Annotated in this window: 10 protein-coding genes; 5 read left to right on the forward strand and 5 right to left on the reverse strand. The window is 54.4% G+C overall.

Annotated elements, in window-relative coordinates; genetic code table 11:
- Positions 1-10 precede the first annotated feature (10 nt).
- The 3 genes from H6F67_RS06850 to H6F67_RS06860 all read right to left on the reverse strand — a co-directional run bounded on the left by H6F67_RS06850 (position 11) and on the right by H6F67_RS06860 (position 10,894).
- Positions 11-8,833: a calcium-binding protein gene (locus H6F67_RS06850; protein WP_190764622.1), complete on the reverse strand. Its 8,823-nt coding sequence runs from the start codon at positions 8,831-8,833 to the stop codon at positions 11-13.
- A gap of 562 nt (positions 8,834-9,395) precedes the next feature.
- Positions 9,396-10,274 carry a lipid kinase gene (locus H6F67_RS06855; RefSeq protein ID WP_190764623.1) on the reverse strand — a complete coding sequence of 293 codons (879 nt, stop codon included), beginning with the start codon at positions 10,272-10,274 and terminating at the stop codon, positions 9,396-9,398.
- A gap of 302 nt (positions 10,275-10,576) precedes the next feature.
- On the reverse strand, positions 10,577-10,894 hold the full coding sequence (locus H6F67_RS06860) for a DUF3155 domain-containing protein (protein ID WP_190764625.1): 318 nt from the start codon (positions 10,892-10,894) through the stop codon (positions 10,577-10,579).
- A 305-nt stretch (positions 10,895-11,199) separates the two neighbouring features.
- Here H6F67_RS06860 and H6F67_RS06865 point away from each other — a divergent pair, with 305 nt between their 5' ends.
- On the forward strand, positions 11,200-12,996 hold the full coding sequence (locus tag H6F67_RS06865) for an ABC transporter substrate-binding protein (RefSeq protein ID WP_313926774.1): 1,797 nt from the start codon (positions 11,200-11,202) through the stop codon (positions 12,994-12,996).
- A 14-nt stretch (positions 12,997-13,010) separates the two neighbouring features.
- Positions 13,011-13,787 (forward strand): nickel pincer cofactor biosynthesis protein LarB, encoded by a 777-nt coding sequence (gene larB / locus H6F67_RS06870; protein ID WP_190764627.1) that lies wholly within the window; start codon positions 13,011-13,013, stop codon positions 13,785-13,787.
- Between the two features lie 6 nt (positions 13,788-13,793).
- Here the strand turns inward: larB and H6F67_RS06875 are convergent, their stop codons facing one another.
- Together H6F67_RS06875 and H6F67_RS06880 are read right to left on the reverse strand one after the other, a co-directional pair.
- Positions 13,794-13,967 (reverse strand): VOC family protein, encoded by a 174-nt coding sequence (locus H6F67_RS06875; protein ID WP_190764628.1) that lies wholly within the window; start codon positions 13,965-13,967, stop codon positions 13,794-13,796.
- Positions 13,968-14,106: 139 nt separating this feature from the next.
- Complete coding sequence (locus H6F67_RS06880) at positions 14,107-14,319, reverse strand: helix-turn-helix transcriptional regulator (RefSeq protein WP_190764892.1); 213 nt, start codon at positions 14,317-14,319, stop codon at positions 14,107-14,109.
- Between the two features lie 131 nt (positions 14,320-14,450).
- On the opposite strand from H6F67_RS06880, the gene H6F67_RS06885 reads away from it, so the two are divergent.
- The 3 genes from H6F67_RS06885 (at position 14,451) to H6F67_RS06895 (ending at position 17,474) form a co-directional block, all read left to right on the forward strand.
- A complete protein-coding gene (locus H6F67_RS06885) occupies positions 14,451-14,630 on the forward strand; it encodes a hypothetical protein (RefSeq protein WP_190764630.1) in 180 nt (59 codons plus the stop codon).
- A gap of 400 nt (positions 14,631-15,030) precedes the next feature.
- Positions 15,031-16,386, forward strand: coding sequence for an ATP-binding protein (locus tag H6F67_RS06890; RefSeq protein WP_190764632.1), 1,356 nt, complete (start codon positions 15,031-15,033; stop codon positions 16,384-16,386).
- Positions 16,387-16,430: 44 nt separating this feature from the next.
- Positions 16,431-17,474, forward strand: coding sequence for a chemotaxis protein CheB (locus H6F67_RS06895; RefSeq protein ID WP_190764634.1), 1,044 nt, complete (start codon positions 16,431-16,433; stop codon positions 17,472-17,474).
- The last annotated feature ends 4 nt before the right edge of the window (positions 17,475-17,478 follow it).

Here is a 17,478-nt window from a genome sequence, read left to right on the forward strand (position 1 = left end):
ACTCGTTGGACTACGAAATGATGATGATGTCTCCCCCTGCTACCTGAGTGCTGTTCTGCGGGTTAATTGTGGCAAACAGGCGATTGTTGTAGAACAAATTACCTGTGGCCTGACTGTACTCAACAATCGCGTTGCCAGGCTGAGTACCGCTGGTGCCCGTAGCGGCTTGATCCGTCGCCACAACGCGGAACAGGTTGGAGTTGTCTGGAAGCGAACCATCGAGTGCCGAGCTAAGGTCAGAAAAGACCGTCGCCGAAAGTCGAATTACATCTTGGCCACTCACGAAGTTGTTGATCGTATCGATTCCTTCGATGGTTAATGACGTATCGAAGACAAAGGCATCTAGATCTGCACCGCCGTCGAGAACGTCAGAGCCAGCTCCGCCATTGAGAATGTCGTCGCCCTCGTCACCCTGAAGCGCATCTGCACCCACGCCGCCCAACAGGGTATCGTTGCCGCCCTGCCCGATCAAGAAATCATCTCCGGCCAAGCCGCTGATCGAGTTGTTGCCGCTGTTGCCACGAATGCTGTTGGCTGAGGTGTTGCCCGTCGCGTCGATCGCTGCTGTCCCTGTCAAAGTCAGGTTTTCAATTTGTAGGAAATTGCCAACGCTGAGGTCGATGCTAAAGCCTGCTTCGATGCGATCGATGCCCGCCGTGTCGATCACCGTGTCGCCTGCGTCGATGATGTAAACATCGTTTCCGGCTCCACCTTGCAGCAGGTCGCTTCCGCCGCCGCCATTGAGCGCGTTGTTGCCCTCATTGCCTGTGATCGTATTGGCAAGATTGTTGCCTGTGCCGCTGAAGTTGCCTGTGCCAAGCAGTTCCAGGTTTTCCAGATTGTCTCTCAGCGAGAAGTTGGACGCAGCGCGAACCAAATCCGTGCCGCCGTCTGCCTGCTCGATGACGCGATCGGCAGCAGAATCGACCACATAGATGTCATTGCCCGCTCCGCCTTCAAGCTGATCAACGCCCAAGCCGCCGTTTAGAGTGTTGTTGCCTGCGCTGCCGACGATCGTGTTGTTGCTGTCGTTACCTGTGCCGTCGATGTTGCCCGCCACCAGCGTCAGGTTTTCCAGTTCGGGAGTGAGGGAGAAGGTGGTTGTGCTGAAGACCGAATCGATGTCGGTCGCAAGTCCGCCGCTTTCATCGATTACATCGCCCGCATTGTCGATCAAATAGGTGTCGTTTCCGGCTCCACCAATTAAGCGATCGGCTCCAGCGCGACCATCAAGGAAGTTGTTGGCAGCGTTACCTGTGATTGTGTTGGCGACGCCGTTGCCAATTCCGCCGATCGCATTGTTTTGGAGCGTTAGGTTTTCGACAAATTGAGGCAGCGTGTAGTCGAGCAGCGCGATGATCGTATCGCTCGTTCCGCCTGTGTTGATTTCAACCACGCGATCGTCGAGCGTATCGACCACATAGGTATCGTTGCCCGCACCGCCCGTCAGCACATCAGCACCCGCACCGCCATCGAGCAGGTTATTTCCCTCGTTGCCCGTGATCGAGTTGACCAGATCGTTACCTCGACCTTCGAGATCGCCTGCTCCCGCCACCAAAACCAAATTTTCGACGGGAGCATCGAGCGAGAAGTTGACGGTTGCAAAAACAAGATCGCGGCCTTGGTTGACTTCTTCCAGCACGCGATCGCCTTCGCCAACGGCCAAGTAGGTATCGTCGCCTTCGCCGCCGCGCAGTTCGTCGGCTCCCGCACCACCATTCAAGACATCATTGCCCGCACCACCGCCGAGGACGTTGTTCGCGTCAGTGCCGTTGATGGTGTTGTCGAGGTTGTTGCCTGTGCCGCTGATCGCCAACCCTTGCAGGTTCAGCACTTCGACCGCAGTGCCGCGTGTAGACAAATCGAAATCAACGCTGGCGTTCACGACATCAATGCCTGCCTCATCTAGAACCAGGTCTTGGCTGTCGTCTACGGTGTAGGTATCGTTGCCGCGTCCGCCAAACATCGTGTCGGCTCCGAGGCCACCGTCGATCACGTTGTTGCCGTCGTTGCCGACGATCGTGTTGTCGAGGTCGTTGCCAGCGGCCACCAGGTTAAGACTGCCAACCGTGAGCAGCAAGTTTTCGATGTTGTCGCCCAGCGTGTAGCTGATGCTGGCAATGATGGCGTCCGTACCTTGATCGGCGGCTTCAATTACCGTATCGCCCGCATTATCAACGGTGTAGGTGTCGTTGCCCTCGCCGCCTTCGAGCGTATCAATTCCAAATCCGCCGTCGATGCGGTTGTCGCCGCTGTTGCCGATAATTGTGTTGGCATCGCGATTGCCTGTGCCGTCAATGTTGTCTTCACCCGTCAGCGTCAGGTTTTCAACGTTGTCGCGCAGGGTGAAGGAAGCCGTCGAGAAAACCGTATCCAGTCCGGCGTTGACCGCTTCTGAAACCCGATCGCCCGTGTTGTCTACGAAGTAGGTGTCGTTTCCGCCTCCGCCCTGCAAGTCATCGCTGCCAATGCCGCCCGCCAGCACGTCATCACCCAAGCCACCGATCAACAGGTTATTGCCGACGTTGCCCACGATCGTGTTGGCAAGCTCGTTGCCGACGCCGCTAACGCCGTTGTCGCCCAGCAGCACCAGAGTGTCTAGGTTCGCACCCAGCGTAAATGACACGAAGGAGAATACCGTGTCGATGTCGGCTGGGTCGGCTCCCGAATCCGTAACGCGATCGCCCACATCATCGACCAGATAGCTGTCGCTGCCTGCGCCGCCGTTGAGCTGGTCGGCTCCAAGTCCGCCATCGAGGAAGTTGTTGGCCTCATTGCCGTTGATGGTGTTGTTGGAACGGTTGCCAACGCCCGTTGCGGCTGTGCCAATCAGGTCGAGGTTTTCCAGATTGTCGGCCAGGGTAAACGAGATGCTGGAGATGACGCGATCGACGCCTCTGGTTCCCGTTTCGATAATTCGATCGCCCGCCTCATTAATGGTGTAGGTATCGCCGCCCTCACCGCCTTCAAGCTGGTCGGCTCCAAGTCCGCCATCGAGGAAGTTGTTGGCCTCGTTGCCGATGATGGTGTTGTTTAGGTCGTTGCCGATGCCTCGATCGGCAGTGCCAATCAGCGTTAGGTTTTCGAGCAGATCGCCGAGCGTAAACGCTACGGTGGACACGACGCGATCGATTCCCGCTCCAGTTTCCGTCACGGTATCGCCGAAGTTGTCCACAACGTAGGTGTCGTTGCCCAAGCCGCCGCTGAGCGCATCGGCTCCTTCGCGACCATCGATCGTGTTGTCGTTGTTGTTGCCGACGATCGTGTTGTTGAGGTTGTTGCCGATGCCTTCCGCCGCTGCACCTGTCAGGAAAAGATTTTCCAAATTTGCGCCCAGGGTGAAGGAGACGCTGGACGTGACGCTATCTAGGCCGACGCCTGCATCCGTGACGGTGTCGCCCAAGTCGTCCACGATAAAGCTGTCGTTGCCTAAGCCGCCGATCATCGTGTCTGCGCCTGCACGACCGTCGATCGTGTTGTCGCCGTCGTTGCCGCGAATCGTGTTGTTGAGACTGTTGCCCACGCCAACGATCGCATCTGTTCCAGTGAGCGTCAGATTTTCCAGCGTGCTGCCCAGCGTAAACGACACGCTCGACTCCACCAGGTCAATGCCTGCGCCCGCATCTTCGACACGATCGCCCAGATTGTCCACGATGTAGGTGTCGTTGCCGCCTGCACCGCCATTGAGCAAATCGGCTCCCGCTTCACCGTCAAGGAAGTTATCACCCTCGTTCCCGATGATCGTGTTGTTGAGGTCGTTGCCGCGTCCGTCTGCTGCTGTGCCCAGCAAGGTTAAGTTTTCGATGCCCTCGCCCAGGCTGTAGCTGATCAGCGCTTGGACGCGATCGATCCCGCCCGAATCGACGACGGTATCGCCAGCATTGTCCACACCATAAACATCGTTGCCCTCGCCGCCGTTCAGGGCATCAACGCCCTCGCCGCCTAACAGCGTGTCGTTGCCATCATTGCCCGTGAGCGTGTCATCGCCTTGCAGCCCCAACAGCGTGTTGCTGAGGTTGTTGCCAATGATGACGTTATTGAGACTGTTGCCCTGACCGACGATCGCATTGCCGATCAAGGTGAGGTTTTCCAGATTTTCCGTCAGCGTGTAGGAGACCGAAGAAATGACGGTATCAATGCCATCGTTTTCCACCGCAATGATGCGATCGCTGACGCTATCCACCAGGAGAGTATCGTCACCTGCGCCGCCGTTCATCACATCGGCACCCGTACCGCCATCGAGGAAGTCGTTGCCCTCGTTGCCAATCAGCAGATCATTACCGCCAAGTCCCAACAAAGTGTTGTTGCCACTGTTGCCGATCAAAGTGTTGGCGCGATCGTCACCAATCAGGTTGACGTTTTCGCTGCCGACGATCGAAACCGACTCAATGTTGGGATTGAGCGAGAAAGAAAAGTCCACACTGGTGAAGACGGTATCGTTGCCGCCGCCCGGAAGTTCGATGACGCGATCGCCCAGGTTATCAACAAAATAGGTGTCGTCGCCTCTAGCACCAGCCATGATGTCTGCGCCCGTGCTGCCGTCGATCGTGTTGTTGGCGCTGTTCCCGGCGATCGAGTTGTCGAGCGCGTTGCCTGTGCCGTCAATGCTGGCGGTTCCCGTCAGCGTCAGGTTTTCTAGATTCTCGCCCAGGGTGAACGAAACGCTGGACTGCACCAGATCGAGTCCATCGGTCTCCAACGCTTCTGTCACCACGTCATCGAGGCTATCCACGATGTAGGTATCGTTGCCACCGCCACCCGTGAGCGTGTCTGCTCCCAGATCGCCATTGAGCAAGTTGTTTCCTTCGTTTCCGGTGATCGTGTTGTCAAACGCATTGCCTCTGCCGATCAGGTTGCCTGCGCCCGCTTGCAAGACGAGGTTTTCCAAATTTGCGCTCAGGGTGAAGGAAACGGCAGCGTTGACGAGATCAATGCCCGCATCCGCACCTTCCAAGATGCGATCGCCCGCTCCCAAAAAGTAGGTGTCGTCGCCAGCCAAGCCGATCAGCGTGTCTCTGCCGTCGCCGCCATTGAGCGTGTTGTTGTTGTTGTTGCCTCGGATGATGTTGTTGAGATCGTTACCTGTGCCGTCGATCGCCTCTTCGCCTTCGAGGTTCAAATTCTCAAGGTTGGCACCAAGGCTGTAAGTAATGCTGGCACCGACCGTATCAATTCCAGCATCAGCGGCTTCTGTCACCACATCGCCTTCACTATCGACCAGGTAGGTGTCGTTGCCTCTGCCGCCCTGCAAATTATCGTCACCCGCACCACCATCGAGCAGGTTCACTCCATCGTTTCCGATGATTGTGTTGTTGCCCTCATTGCCTATGCCGTTGATGTTGGCTCTGCCCAACAGCGTTAGATTTTCGAGGTTGGTGCTCAGGGTGTAGGTGATGGTCGATCGCACCGTATCATTGCCCGCCCCGTCTTCTTCGACCACCTCATCGGCGGCGTTGTCAACGGTGTAGGTGTCGTCGCCTAAGCCGCCTTGCAGCGTATCCACGCCTGCTCTGCCGTCCAGGTCATTGCTGCCGTCGTTGCCGATGATCGTGTTGTTGAGCGCGTTGCCTGTGCCGAAAAAGTCGCCATCGCCCAGCAGCGTCAAGTTTTCTTGATTCGGACGCAGCGAGTAGCCGCCGTTTGAGTTGATCGTGTCAATGCCGCCGTTCACTTCTTCGAGCACGGTGTCACCCGTTTCGATGAAGTAGATATCGTTGCCCGCACCACCAACCAGCAGATCTGTACCACCGAGTCCATCTAGCAGGTTATCCGCTGCGTTGCCAAGGATTGTGTTAGCGGCTGCGTTGCCTACGCCTGTTGCGGCGGTGCCTGTAAGTTCCAGCCGTTCTAAATTTTCGCCTAGCGTGTAGTCAACGCTCGATCGCACCGTGTCTAACGTGCCGCCTGCTGCGTCGCTTTCCACGACCACATCTTCCAGGTTATCGACAACATAGGTATCGTTGCCCGCGCCACCCGTGAGCGTATCGATTCCCAATCCACCATCGAGCGTGTCGTTGCCCGCACCGCCATCAATGCTGTCGTTGCCTGCTACACCGCTGAGGCTGTTGTTGCCTTCATTGCCGATGATCGTGTTGTCAACAGCGTTGCCCGTGCCGCTGATGTTGCCCGCACCTTGGCCGAGAATCAAATTCTCGACTTCGACGCCCAGCGTGTAGTTGACCAGCGCGATCACCGTGTCATTTCCACCGTTTGCGAGTTCCACCACCACGTCGCCGCTGTTATCCACGACATAGCTATCGTCGCCTGCGCCACCCACGAGGCGATCGACTCCCGCACCACCATCGAGGAAGTTGTTGCCTGCGTTGCCGATGATCGTGTTGTTGACAGCGCTACCCACGCCGATCGCGTCACCTGCCTCAGCCGTCAGCGTCAAATTCTCCAGGTTTGCACCGAGCGTGTAGCTGCTGTTGGAGATGATCGTGTCGATGCCTGCGTCTGCTTGTTCGGTTGCAACGTCAGTGGGGTCGTCGATGAAGTAGGTGTCATTGCCCGCACCGCCTAACAGCGTGTCGGTGCCGCCATTGCCGTTGAGAATGTCGTTGCCCGCGCCGCCAGAGATCGAGTTGTTGCCTGCATTGCCTTGAATCGAGTTGTCGCTGTCGTTGCCGCCTGCGTTCAGGACGCCATCAGCCAGCACGATGTTTTCGATGTTGCTGCCGCTTGCCAGCGTAAAGTTAACGCTGAGGAGAGCCGTATCGGTTCCACCATTCGCTTCGTCGATCGCCGTATCGGTTGCGTCCGCGATCAGATAAGTGTCGTTCCCCAAACCGCCCCGCAGCGCATCGGCTCCCGCACCGCCATTAAGCGTGTCGTTGCCTCCTCCACCGCTGAGTGTGTCTGCACCATCGCCACCGTTGAGAAGATCGCTACCGTCGCCACCTTCTAGCGTGTTGTTGCCTGCGTTGCCGTTGATTGTATTGTTGTTGGCATTGCCAATTCCGATGCTGGCCGTGCCAAGTAGATTAAGCGTTTCAACGTTGGCGCCGAGGCTGAAAGAAACCGCAGTCGAGTTGGCAACATCATTGCCGCCGCCTGCTGTTTCCACGATCAAATCGCCGCTATCGCTGATGATGTAGGTGTCATCGCCCGCGCCACCCGCAAGCGTATCAACTCCTGCACCGCCATTGAGCGTGTTGTTGCCTGCGTTTCCGATAATCGAGTTGTCGCCGTCGTTGCCCGTTCCGCTGAGGTTGCCTGTTCCAGTGAGCTGAAGGTTTTCAACGTTGGCTCCCAGGCTGAAGTCGCTGCTCGCCTGCACAATGTCAAAGCCACCGCCCGCATCTTCAACAATTCGATCGGTGCTGTCGCTGACGATGTAGGTGTCGTTGCCCAGGCCGCCGACAAGCGTATCAATTCCTGCCCCACCATCGAGCGAATCGTTGCCCGCTCCACCATTGAGGACATCGTTTCCGTCTGCACCAGCCAGCGCATTGTTGCCTTCGTTGCCAGTGATGATGTTGTTGGCGCTGTTGCCGACGCCGCGATTGCCTGCTGTTCCCGTGAGAATCAAGTTTTCGAGATTTTCGCTCAGCGTGTAGCTGCTTGCGGCAACAACCGTATCGTTTCCTTGATCCGCAACCTCAATGATGCGATCGCCCGCATTATCCACAACGTAGGTGTCATCGCCCAGCCCGCCCGTCAAGCTATCGGCTCCGGCTCCCCCATCGAGATAGTCATTGCCTGCACCGCCATTGAGAGCGTTGCTGCCGCTGTTGCCGCCGATCACGTTGGCAAGCTCGTTGCCTGTACCGCTGGCGTTCGAGCTTCCTAAGAGAAATAGATCTTCGACATCGGCGCTGAGCGTTGCGGAAAAGTTGGCAAACACACGATCAATGCCGCCACCGCCCACTTCACTGACGCGATCGCCCGCATTATCCACAACGTAGGTGTCATCGCCCAACCCGCCATTGAGCAAATCAGCTCCCAAGCCACCATCGAGAAAATCATTGCCCGCGTCGCCATTGAGCGTGTCGGCTCCCAAGCCACCGTTGAGCACATCACTGCCGCCACCGCCATTGAGCGTGTTATTGCCTTCGTTGCCGTTAATGACGTTGTCAGTGTCGTTACCTGTGCCGCTGATGTTGCCTGTTCCGGTGAGATTGAGCGTTTCAACGTTAGCGCCGATCGCATAGTCGACGCTGGCATTCACCGTATCGTTGCCTTCGCCTGCGTTTTCAGTAATGCTGTCTGCCGCATCGTCAACCGAATAGACATCATTACCTACGCCACCCACCAGCGCATCAACACCTGCCCCACCGTCAAGCGAATCGTCGCCCGCGCCGCCGTTAAGCTGGTCGTTGCCGTCGCCGCCAAGCAGCGTGTCTTCTCCACCGCCGCCATTGAGCGTATCGCTGCCGCCGCCGCCCTCCAGTGTGTTGTTGCCGCTGTTGCCGTTAATGACGTTGTTGAGGTTGTTGCCTGTGCCGTTGAGGTTGCGATTGCCCGTCAGCGTCAGGTTTTCAACGTTGGCTCCCAGGTTGAAGCTGATTGACGCTTGAACAGTATCGGTGCCCTGTCCGCCCCGCTCAATCACGCGATCGCCTGCGCTGTCGACCACGTAGACATCGTTGCCGCCACCGCCTTCCATTCGATCGTTGCCCGCACCACCATCGAGCGTGTCGCTGCCGCCGCCGCCTTCTAGGGTATCGTTGCCCGCACCACCCTCAAGCGTGTCGTTGCCACTACCACCATCTAGCAGGTCGTCAGCATTCAAGCCAAGTAGGACATCGTTACCGCCCAGACCGAAGATGCTATCTCGACTGTTTGTTCCTCTCAGTCGGTTGTTGCCGTTCGTGCCTCGAATCGTTGCCATGTCATTTACCCTCGATCAGGACTGGAGATTTAACGAACAAAAAATCAAGTTTTGTTTAAAAGCAAAATTCGATGGAAGATGCCTTTAGACATGTTGAAGATTGCAGCGACAACTGTACGCTGATGATTCTACAGAGATTCAGCGCAATCGTTTCGATGTAGAACTGAGGAAGAGAAGAGTGGGGGCGATCGCAACCTCAGTTGAGCGCAAGCTGGATGCTAGGACGATCGCTGCACGAATGCTGCATTTCGCTTGTCAGATAAAAACAGTATTAATTTGTTCACATCAGAAGCGGGTCGCTTATCAAAAAGAAATCGCTAGTAAGCTTACCCAATTGCTCGCTGTAAATTACACAAAGCTCTAACTTTTTTCCAAGTTGATTTCATCTCCTCGCACCACAATCGAAACAGTGAACACATAGAATACCTTTTTTTGCAGTAAATTTAGCAGCCCAGTATAGCTGCTAAAGCAAAAAATCTAGGTTACTTCATGGCAATTTTTGTAAACGCGACCGTTGGAAGTTGAACCGATCGCAATCGCAGCCACAATCGAGCCGCTGGCTTCAAGGCGATTCTGGCACAAACACAGAGATCGCGTTGGGAATGACGCGAAAGGTGGCAGGCGTGTAGGCTGTCAGTTCGCCATCGGTGTTGATCTGCTGGCGATCGCGAGTTTGGATGGTGATTTCGCGTCCGTGTAGCTGGCGCACCCAGGGAAAATTCGTATGTTCCCCTTGCCGCATTTTCGGCAAAATTCGCAGCATTTGCCACCAGTTTTTGATTTCGAGACTGTAGAGATCAAGCCGCTGATCGTCGATCGCCGCATCTGCCGCAACTGCCAAACCGCCCCCGTAGTAGCGCCCATTGCCGATCGCAATTTGCACCGTCCGCACTGGAGTTTCTCGCCCGTCAATTTGAATTTGGGCGGCAAACGGATGCGTCTGCCGAATCGCTTGGGTGGCAGCGATCGCGTAGGCAAACACGCCCCAGCGTTGCTTCACCTGCTTGGTGAGCCGCTTGGTAATTTTGACGCTCAATCCCAAGCTGGCAACATTGAAAAAATACTTGCCGTTCACCCAGCCCAAATCGATCGATCGCTGCTTGCCCCTCGCAATCACCTGACACGCTTCGGAAATCGATGTCGGCAGATTGAGCGTGCGAGCCAAATCGTTTGCCGTGCCCAGTGGCAAAATTCCCAGCGGCAGATGATGCTTCACCAAACTGTCAACAGCGGCATTGAGCGTGCCATCGCCGCCGCCAATAATCACCAGATCAATGTGCGATCGATGCCGTTCGATCGCTTCACCAAGCTGCTCTCCACTTTTTGCTGAAACCAGTAAAACTTCCAGGCCGAGCGTTTCGAGTCGCGAGACGGCTTCACCAAGCTGCTGTTTTCCCTGTCTAGCTCGCTGATTCACGTACAACAATGCTCGCTGGCTCATTGCTTAGATGCTCAAAAACGAATTGCTTTAAGCATACTTTGGCTTTTGCAGTGGCGATCGCTTTAGCTTGCGGAACGGTATCGCTTTAGCTTGCGGAACGGTTATCGCTTTCGCTGGCGGAACGGTATCGCATCTACATCAGCAAAAAACAAAGCGGAACGAAGCTTCATTCCGCTTTGCTCGACATTGAATTTGTAGCGCTCAATTGCTAAAAGTCAAGCTCGTCACTTTTGCCAGGAATGCTGAAAGCCGACTGAAATTGAGCCTTTAGCATCGATCGCAAATCGATTTCGATCGAAAACTTAAGAATTGCCGACTGCGACAGGCAGCGCTTCGGCTTCATCTTCGTTCGTACGCAGACTGGGGAAGAGGAAGTGATTCTCTTCCACATACTGAGCGCCAAACAGCCCCTTTTCCGCCCAGAAGTACCGATCTGTGGTATGCTCGTTTCGCTTCACCAGCAGCAAAGCGGGAGGCAAAATTCCTTCTGCGGCGATGAACTTGCGGGCAGCAGTGACAGGTTTATCTTCACCGCTTTCAATGCTGTACTGAGGAACCGATTCCAAAATCCGGCGACCTTCCTGCCGACGACGGCTTTTACGCTTACGTCTCCTTGCCAACCTCCTTACCTCCTCTCTTAAAGCGTCGATGTAGTCGTAGTTACAAAATGCAGAAACCGTCGAAAGTATATCGGCTGTCGGCAAGGATTGCAAGCGTACTTCATGTATCGATACAAACGCTGGAAACCGCCGTCCGATAGATTCTTTTCGAGTGTTTCTATTTCTTAGGTTAGAGCAATTTTTTGAAAAATATGAAGAAATTCTGTAGCTTCATAATTTGTAAAGTGCGATCGCGCTCACTTGATACTGCCACCGCATCTCCCTAGCGCTACAGTGTCAAAATTGCTCTGCGCTGGAGAGTTGCCGTGAAGCGTCGTGGCTGGCTGTTGGGACTGATTGCACTGGGACTAATCTTTACATTGCTTTGGGGACGCTCCAATTCTCAAACCGCTTCGGCTCCCGCCTTTTCGGGTTCGCAAATTGTCCTCAGTTCGCTGCAAGATCCGGGCACATTCAATCCGGCGATGAACGGCGAATTTCCCTCGATCTTCATGTTTACCTTTCGCGGCCTGACGATCGAAGACGGCACAACCGGAGAAGTTCTGCCCGCCTTGGCTGAATCCTGGCAAATTGCACCAGATAAACGAAAAATTCAGTTCACCTTGCGGCCTGATCTGCGCTGGTCAGACGGACAGCCACTCACTGCCGATGATGTAGTTTTTACCTATCGCGATGTTGTCTTTAATGAGAAGATTCCATCGACTTCAAAAGACGGCTTTCGGATTGGTGAAAAAGGAATCTTGCCAACAATTCGTAAGCTAGACAACCGCCGCGTCGAATTTCTTTTACCTGAACCGTTCTCTCCGATTTTGCGAGCGACTTCTGCCCAGTGGTCAGGTGTTCACATCTTGCCAAAACACATTTTAGAAGACTCGGTTAAGCAGCTTGACGCAAACGGAAATCCCCAGTTTATTGCCGCTTGGAACACCGGAACCGATCCCAGCAAAATTATTACAAATGGCCCCTATGTGATGGAGCGCTATGTGCCGGGAGAACGAATTATTTTTCGGCGCAATCCGTACTACTGGGAAAAAGACGAACAAGGAAATCAACTGCCGTATATCGATCGAGTCGTTTGGCAACTGATGGAATCCACTGACGCGCAACTCTTGCGATTTCGATCGGGTGAACTGGATGCAATGGGCGATGTTCGTCCCCTGCGCCCCGAATATTTTTCTCTGCTTAAGCGCGAAGAGAAACGAGGCCGATTCACCATTCTCAACGGTGGCCCTTGGTCGGGGACAACCTATCTCACCTTTAATCTCAACACAGGCAAGAAAAACGGTCAGCCGCTTGTAGACCCAATTAAATCGCGCTGGTTTAACACCAAAGAATTTCGGCAAGCGGTAGCGTATGCGATCGATCGTCCCCGCATGATCAACAACATCTATCGCGGCATCAGCGAAACTCAAAACTCGCCCATCTCCGTGCAAAGTCCGTTTTATCTGAAGCCGGAAGATGGCCTGAAAGTTTACGATTACAATGTTGAAAAAGCAAAAGAATTATTGCAGTCCGTCGGCTTCAAATACAACTCTAGCGGACAGCTATTCGACTCAGACGGCAATCGCGTTCAGTTTAGTTTGATTACGAATGCGGGCAATCGAATTCGGGAAGCGATCGGTTCTCAAATTAAAGTTGACTTAAGCAAAATAGGTATTCAGGTAGACTTCTCACCGATTAACTTCAATACTTTAATTAGCAAAATTGATGACACGCGCGATTGGGAAGCGCATCTGATTGGTTTCACAGGTGGACTGGAACCGCATGAGGCCGCAAATTTGTGGACAAGTAACGGCAGTTCGCATTCATTTAATCGCGCTTCTTTGGCCGGACAAGCTCCACTAGAAGGCCGCCAAGTGTCCGATTGGGAACGCGAGATCGATCGCCTCTTCATCGCAGGCGCACGCGAATTTGACGAAGCCAAACGCAAAGAAATCTACGATCGATTTCAGCAAATTGTTCAGGAACAATTGCCTGTGATCCACCTCGTTCACGAAATTGCGCTGATGGCCGTGCGCGATCGCGTCCAAGGCGAAAAATACTCTGGCTTGCCAAGTTGGGGCTTATGGAATGTGCAAACGCTTAGAGTAGAAGATGAGTAGTTAATGATTGAGTGATGACACAACCTGATGCTTTGCGATCGCTGCTTGATGCCGTCGCACAAGGGCAAGTTAGCCCGAATACTGCTTTTGAAAAGCTGAAATATTTTGACTATGAACCTGTTGGCGATTTTGCCAAGCTGGATCACCATCGATCGCTGCGAACCGGATTTCCAGAAGTGATTTGGGGCGAAGGCAAATCGATCGAACATCTGGTCAAGATTTTCCAAACGATGCAGCAGCAACAGCCCGTTGTGATGGCAACGCGAATTACGCCCGATGTTTATGAACAGCTACAGCAGCGTATTCCCTACCTGCGCTATTACGAAATGGCGCGAATTTGTGCGATCGTCTCTGAGCCAATTCCGCCGCAGCCGATCGGCACAATCACCTTGCTTTCGGCAGGTACGGCAGATCTGCCCGTTGCTGAAGAAGCCGCCGTGACAGCGGAACTCTGCGGCTTTCCTGTCCGCCGCCTGTGGGATGTGGGCGTTGCTGGAATCCATCGTTTGCTGAATCATCGCCATCTCGTTCAGTCGGCAGACGTGCTAATCGTGGTGGCCGGAATGGAAGGCGCACTGCCCAGCGTCGTTGCAGGCTTGGCGGACTGTCCGATCGTCGCCGTTCCCACCAGCGTCGGCTATGGCGCAAGCTTTCAAGGACTCGCGCCGCTGTTGACGATGCTGAATTCTTGCGCGGCAGGAGTTGGCGTGGTCAACATTGACAACGGATTTGGAGCAGCAATTTTGGCGGGACAAATCTTAAGAACTGCCGCGAAACTATCAGCACATTAAGCCACGTTAAGCAATGTCTGGCATGTGAACAAGTTCCAGCTTGATGCCGTCCGGGTCAGCAAAAAACACGGCGTAATATCCCGGTGAATAGCTGTATTCGGCAGGTGCATCGAGAATCGTTGCTCCCAGTTCAATCAGCTTTTGATAGAACGTATCGACTTGGTGCATTTTAACAGCCATTGATCCTCCCCCGCCCTCCTTAAAAAGGAGGGGGCCAAACCACTTCTCAAAGTCCCCCTTTTCAAGGGGGATTTAGGGGGATCCCCGCCAAGCAATCTAATCACCTGACGGTCTTCAAACACATCCCAAAGCGTTTGTTCTATTCTTCTAGGACTTCAACAAGATCCTCGATCGCCACATCAAACGCACGAGCAATCTTGAGAATTGCGGTGTAATCTGTCGTTGACATTGCACCACGCTGAACGTAATTCTTGACGGTGCTGTAGGGAAGTCCTGCTCGTACAGCAACTTCTTTCTGCGTCCAGCCGCGTTCTTCTGCAAGCTCAAGAATTCGTAGCCGAATTAGCCCCATCGAAAGTGTTGACAAGACTCAGGCGAGTCCCGTAGTATGAATGACATCAAAAGCGATCGATCGCCTTGCCTGGAAAACGAGAGATCGATCGCTGTTCCTCAACCCCCGCAAAAAGCGGGAAGGATTGCTCTATGGTATCAAGCTTCCAGCGCAAATCAAGTCTTTATCCTTGGTGCATTGTGCGGTTGCTGCCCAACATGCAGCGGATTACGATCGCTCGTTTTCATCACCGCAGCAATGCCGACGGCTATTTGAGTGTGTTGCGGCGGATCGAACCAGAAGCGGCTTTTGCGATCGTGTTTTCTCCTTGAAATTCGGTTTAATTTGAAGCAGACAGCACAAAATCAACAGTCCTCGAATTACTTTCAGTCTGAAGAATTTGAGGACTGTTTAGCCTGCTAACTTGTTAGTGCTAAGTTTTTTTTAGAAAATGAATAAGTAAATGCCGAAGCAACTTTTACAAAATCGATCGCCTCTCTACCTTTAGAAGGCGATCGCACACTGCAACTGCTACTAAGATGATCGTCAGGACAAGAATCCACTTCCCTCTCCTCTGAGCCACGCGCTGCCATCAGAACGAGGGCAATTTTGATAGTCGTCTTGCTGACGGTTCGTGTTCAACTCCAGCCAGAGTGCGTGGATTGCCACACAGCCGATCGAGGCGATTGGTCGCTTTCGCGTCACTGCCTTGAACATCTGTCAGTCGCTGTAATGAACATTGAACAGTTTGAGCAGCAAATTCAGGAAGTTTATGAATATGCCGATCGCCTGTTTCATCAAGGGCAATCGCCCGATTTGCGATCGGCAGAGCTGCTAGCCGATTCGTTTGAAGAGTTACGCACCGCTACGGAAGAATTGAACGCGGCACTTGAAGAGCTTCAGCAACAGAATGAAGAACTCGACCAAGCGCGAAGACAAATCGAAGCAGAGCGATCGCGCTATGCCGAACTGTTTGAGTTTGCGCCAGATGGCTACGTTGTCACCAGTGCAGATGGCACGATTCAAGAAGTCAATCAAATGGCGGCGAAGCTGCTGGGCGTTGACAAGCGATTTTTGGTCGGCAAGCCGCTGTCGGTTTATATTAGCGAATCCGATCGCTTGACGTTTCGCCATCGGCTCAATCGTTTGAAGCTGGGCGAGATCGATCGCGTCCAAGAGTGGGAAATGCAGTTGCAGCCGCGCCAGCAGCAGCCGATTACCGTTGCAATCTCGGTCAGCACCGACTCATCCACAGAAACAGCGCACACGCTGCGGTGGATTTTGCGCGACATTCAAGCTCGCAAGCAGGCCGAAGCGCAACTGCAACGCATTCAGCTTGAAAATTTGCGGCTGCAAGAAGCCAACAAGCTCAAGGCACAGTTTCTCACCGTTATGTCGCACGAGTTCCGCACGCCGCTCAACGCCATCATCGGCTTTTCGCGTCTGCTGATGCGGCAGCTTCAAATGGGAACACCTGCCGACATGATCGATCGCATTCATCGAAACGGGCTGCATCTGCTGGCGATGATCAGCGATATGCTCGACCTGTCGCAGATGGAAACGGGCAGTTTGCGGCTGCATCTAGAAGCGGTGAACGTGGTGGAACTGGTGCAGACGACAGCCGCAGAACTGCGCGGCATGGCCGACCAAAAGCAGCTATTTCTCGATGTACACATTGATCTGGACAATCCGATCGCCATCAACGACAGCACCCGCCTTCGGCAAATTTTGGTCAACCTGATTATCAACGCTGTCAAGTTTACCGATCGCGGCGGCGTGACGGTTCGCTTGCGGCAGGCAGGTGATGATGAACTGGTGCTGAGCGTGCAAGATACCGGAATTGGCATTGAGCCGCAGTATCGGGAGCAGATTTTTACAGCATTTCAGCAAGGCGATCAGGCCATCAACCGCCGACATTCAGGTACGGGAATGGGGCTAGCTGTGACGCGATCGCTGGTGCAGATCATGCAGGGCAAGCTGTCTCTCACGAGCGAACTGGGCAACGGCTCAACCTTCACGGTCAAGCTGCCGCGCTGCGTGAAGGCGGTTGAGGCGGAATCTGCTCCGCTGCCTTCGGTTCTGCGATAGGTTCAAGCGGCAGCAAGTGCCGATCCCGCTGTAAGGAGAAATTCATGTCTGGTCACGACATCATCGTTGTAGGAGCTTCGGTCGGCGGTGTGGAGGCGTTGACGCAACTGGCAAAAGGGTTGCCTGCGGATATTCCGGCAGCGATTTTTGTCGTGCTGCATGTGCCCACAACGGGAACCAGCGCGATGCCCCGCATTCTTGAACGGGCTGGCAACCTCAAAGCCTTTCATCCCCAAGACGGCGATGCGATCGAACCGGGCAAAATCTACATTGCGCCGCCCAACTATCATTTGCTGCTCAAGCGCGGCTATGTGCGGCTGGTGCAGGGGCCAAGAGAAAACGGACATCGCCCTGCGATCGACCCGCTGTTTCGCACGGCGGCTCGAGCATATGGGCGACGAGTCGTCGGCGTAATTTTGTCGGGCACGCTGGATGATGGCAGTGCCGGATTGCTGGTTGTCAAACACAGCGGCGGCAAGGCGATCGTGCAGTCGCCCGACGATGCGCTGTTTGCTGGAATGCCGCAAAATGCGATCAATCGCGTGGAGGTCGATCGCATTTTGCCGCTGTCAGAAATTCCCGATGCGCTGGTGCAGCTTGCCCATGAACCTGTTCCCGACGAGCCAAACGGATCGGTTCCAAGAACAGTTGAATTTGAATCAGACACGGTGGAGATTGATATGGACGCGAGCGAAAAAGCCAACGGCGATCGTCCGGGTAAACCTTCGGGGTTTGGCTGTCCGTCTTGTGGCGGGGCGCTGTGGGAAATGAATGAAGGGCAGTTTCTGCGCTTCCGCTGCCGCATTGGTCATGCTTGGTCGGAAGATAGCCTGCTGGCCGAACAGAATGAAGCGATCGAGGAAGCGCTGTGGGTCGCGCTCAAGTCACTAGAAGAGCGAGCAGCTTTGACGATGCGGATGGCCGATCGCGCTCGCGATCGGCAGCAAAACCGCATGGTGGCTCGGTATGAAGAAGATGCGAATGAACTCAAGCAGCACGCCGAAACAATTCGCCGCATTTTGCTGAAAGATCCGGTGAAAGAGCCGCCCAACGGCGACCTGCCCGACCGCAAGTCAACACTCGGCTAGATGG

It is taken from the genome of Microcoleus sp. FACHB-1515 (assembly GCF_014696105.1).
Taxonomy (GTDB): domain Bacteria; phylum Cyanobacteriota; class Cyanobacteriia; order Elainellales; family Elainellaceae; genus JAAUTJ01.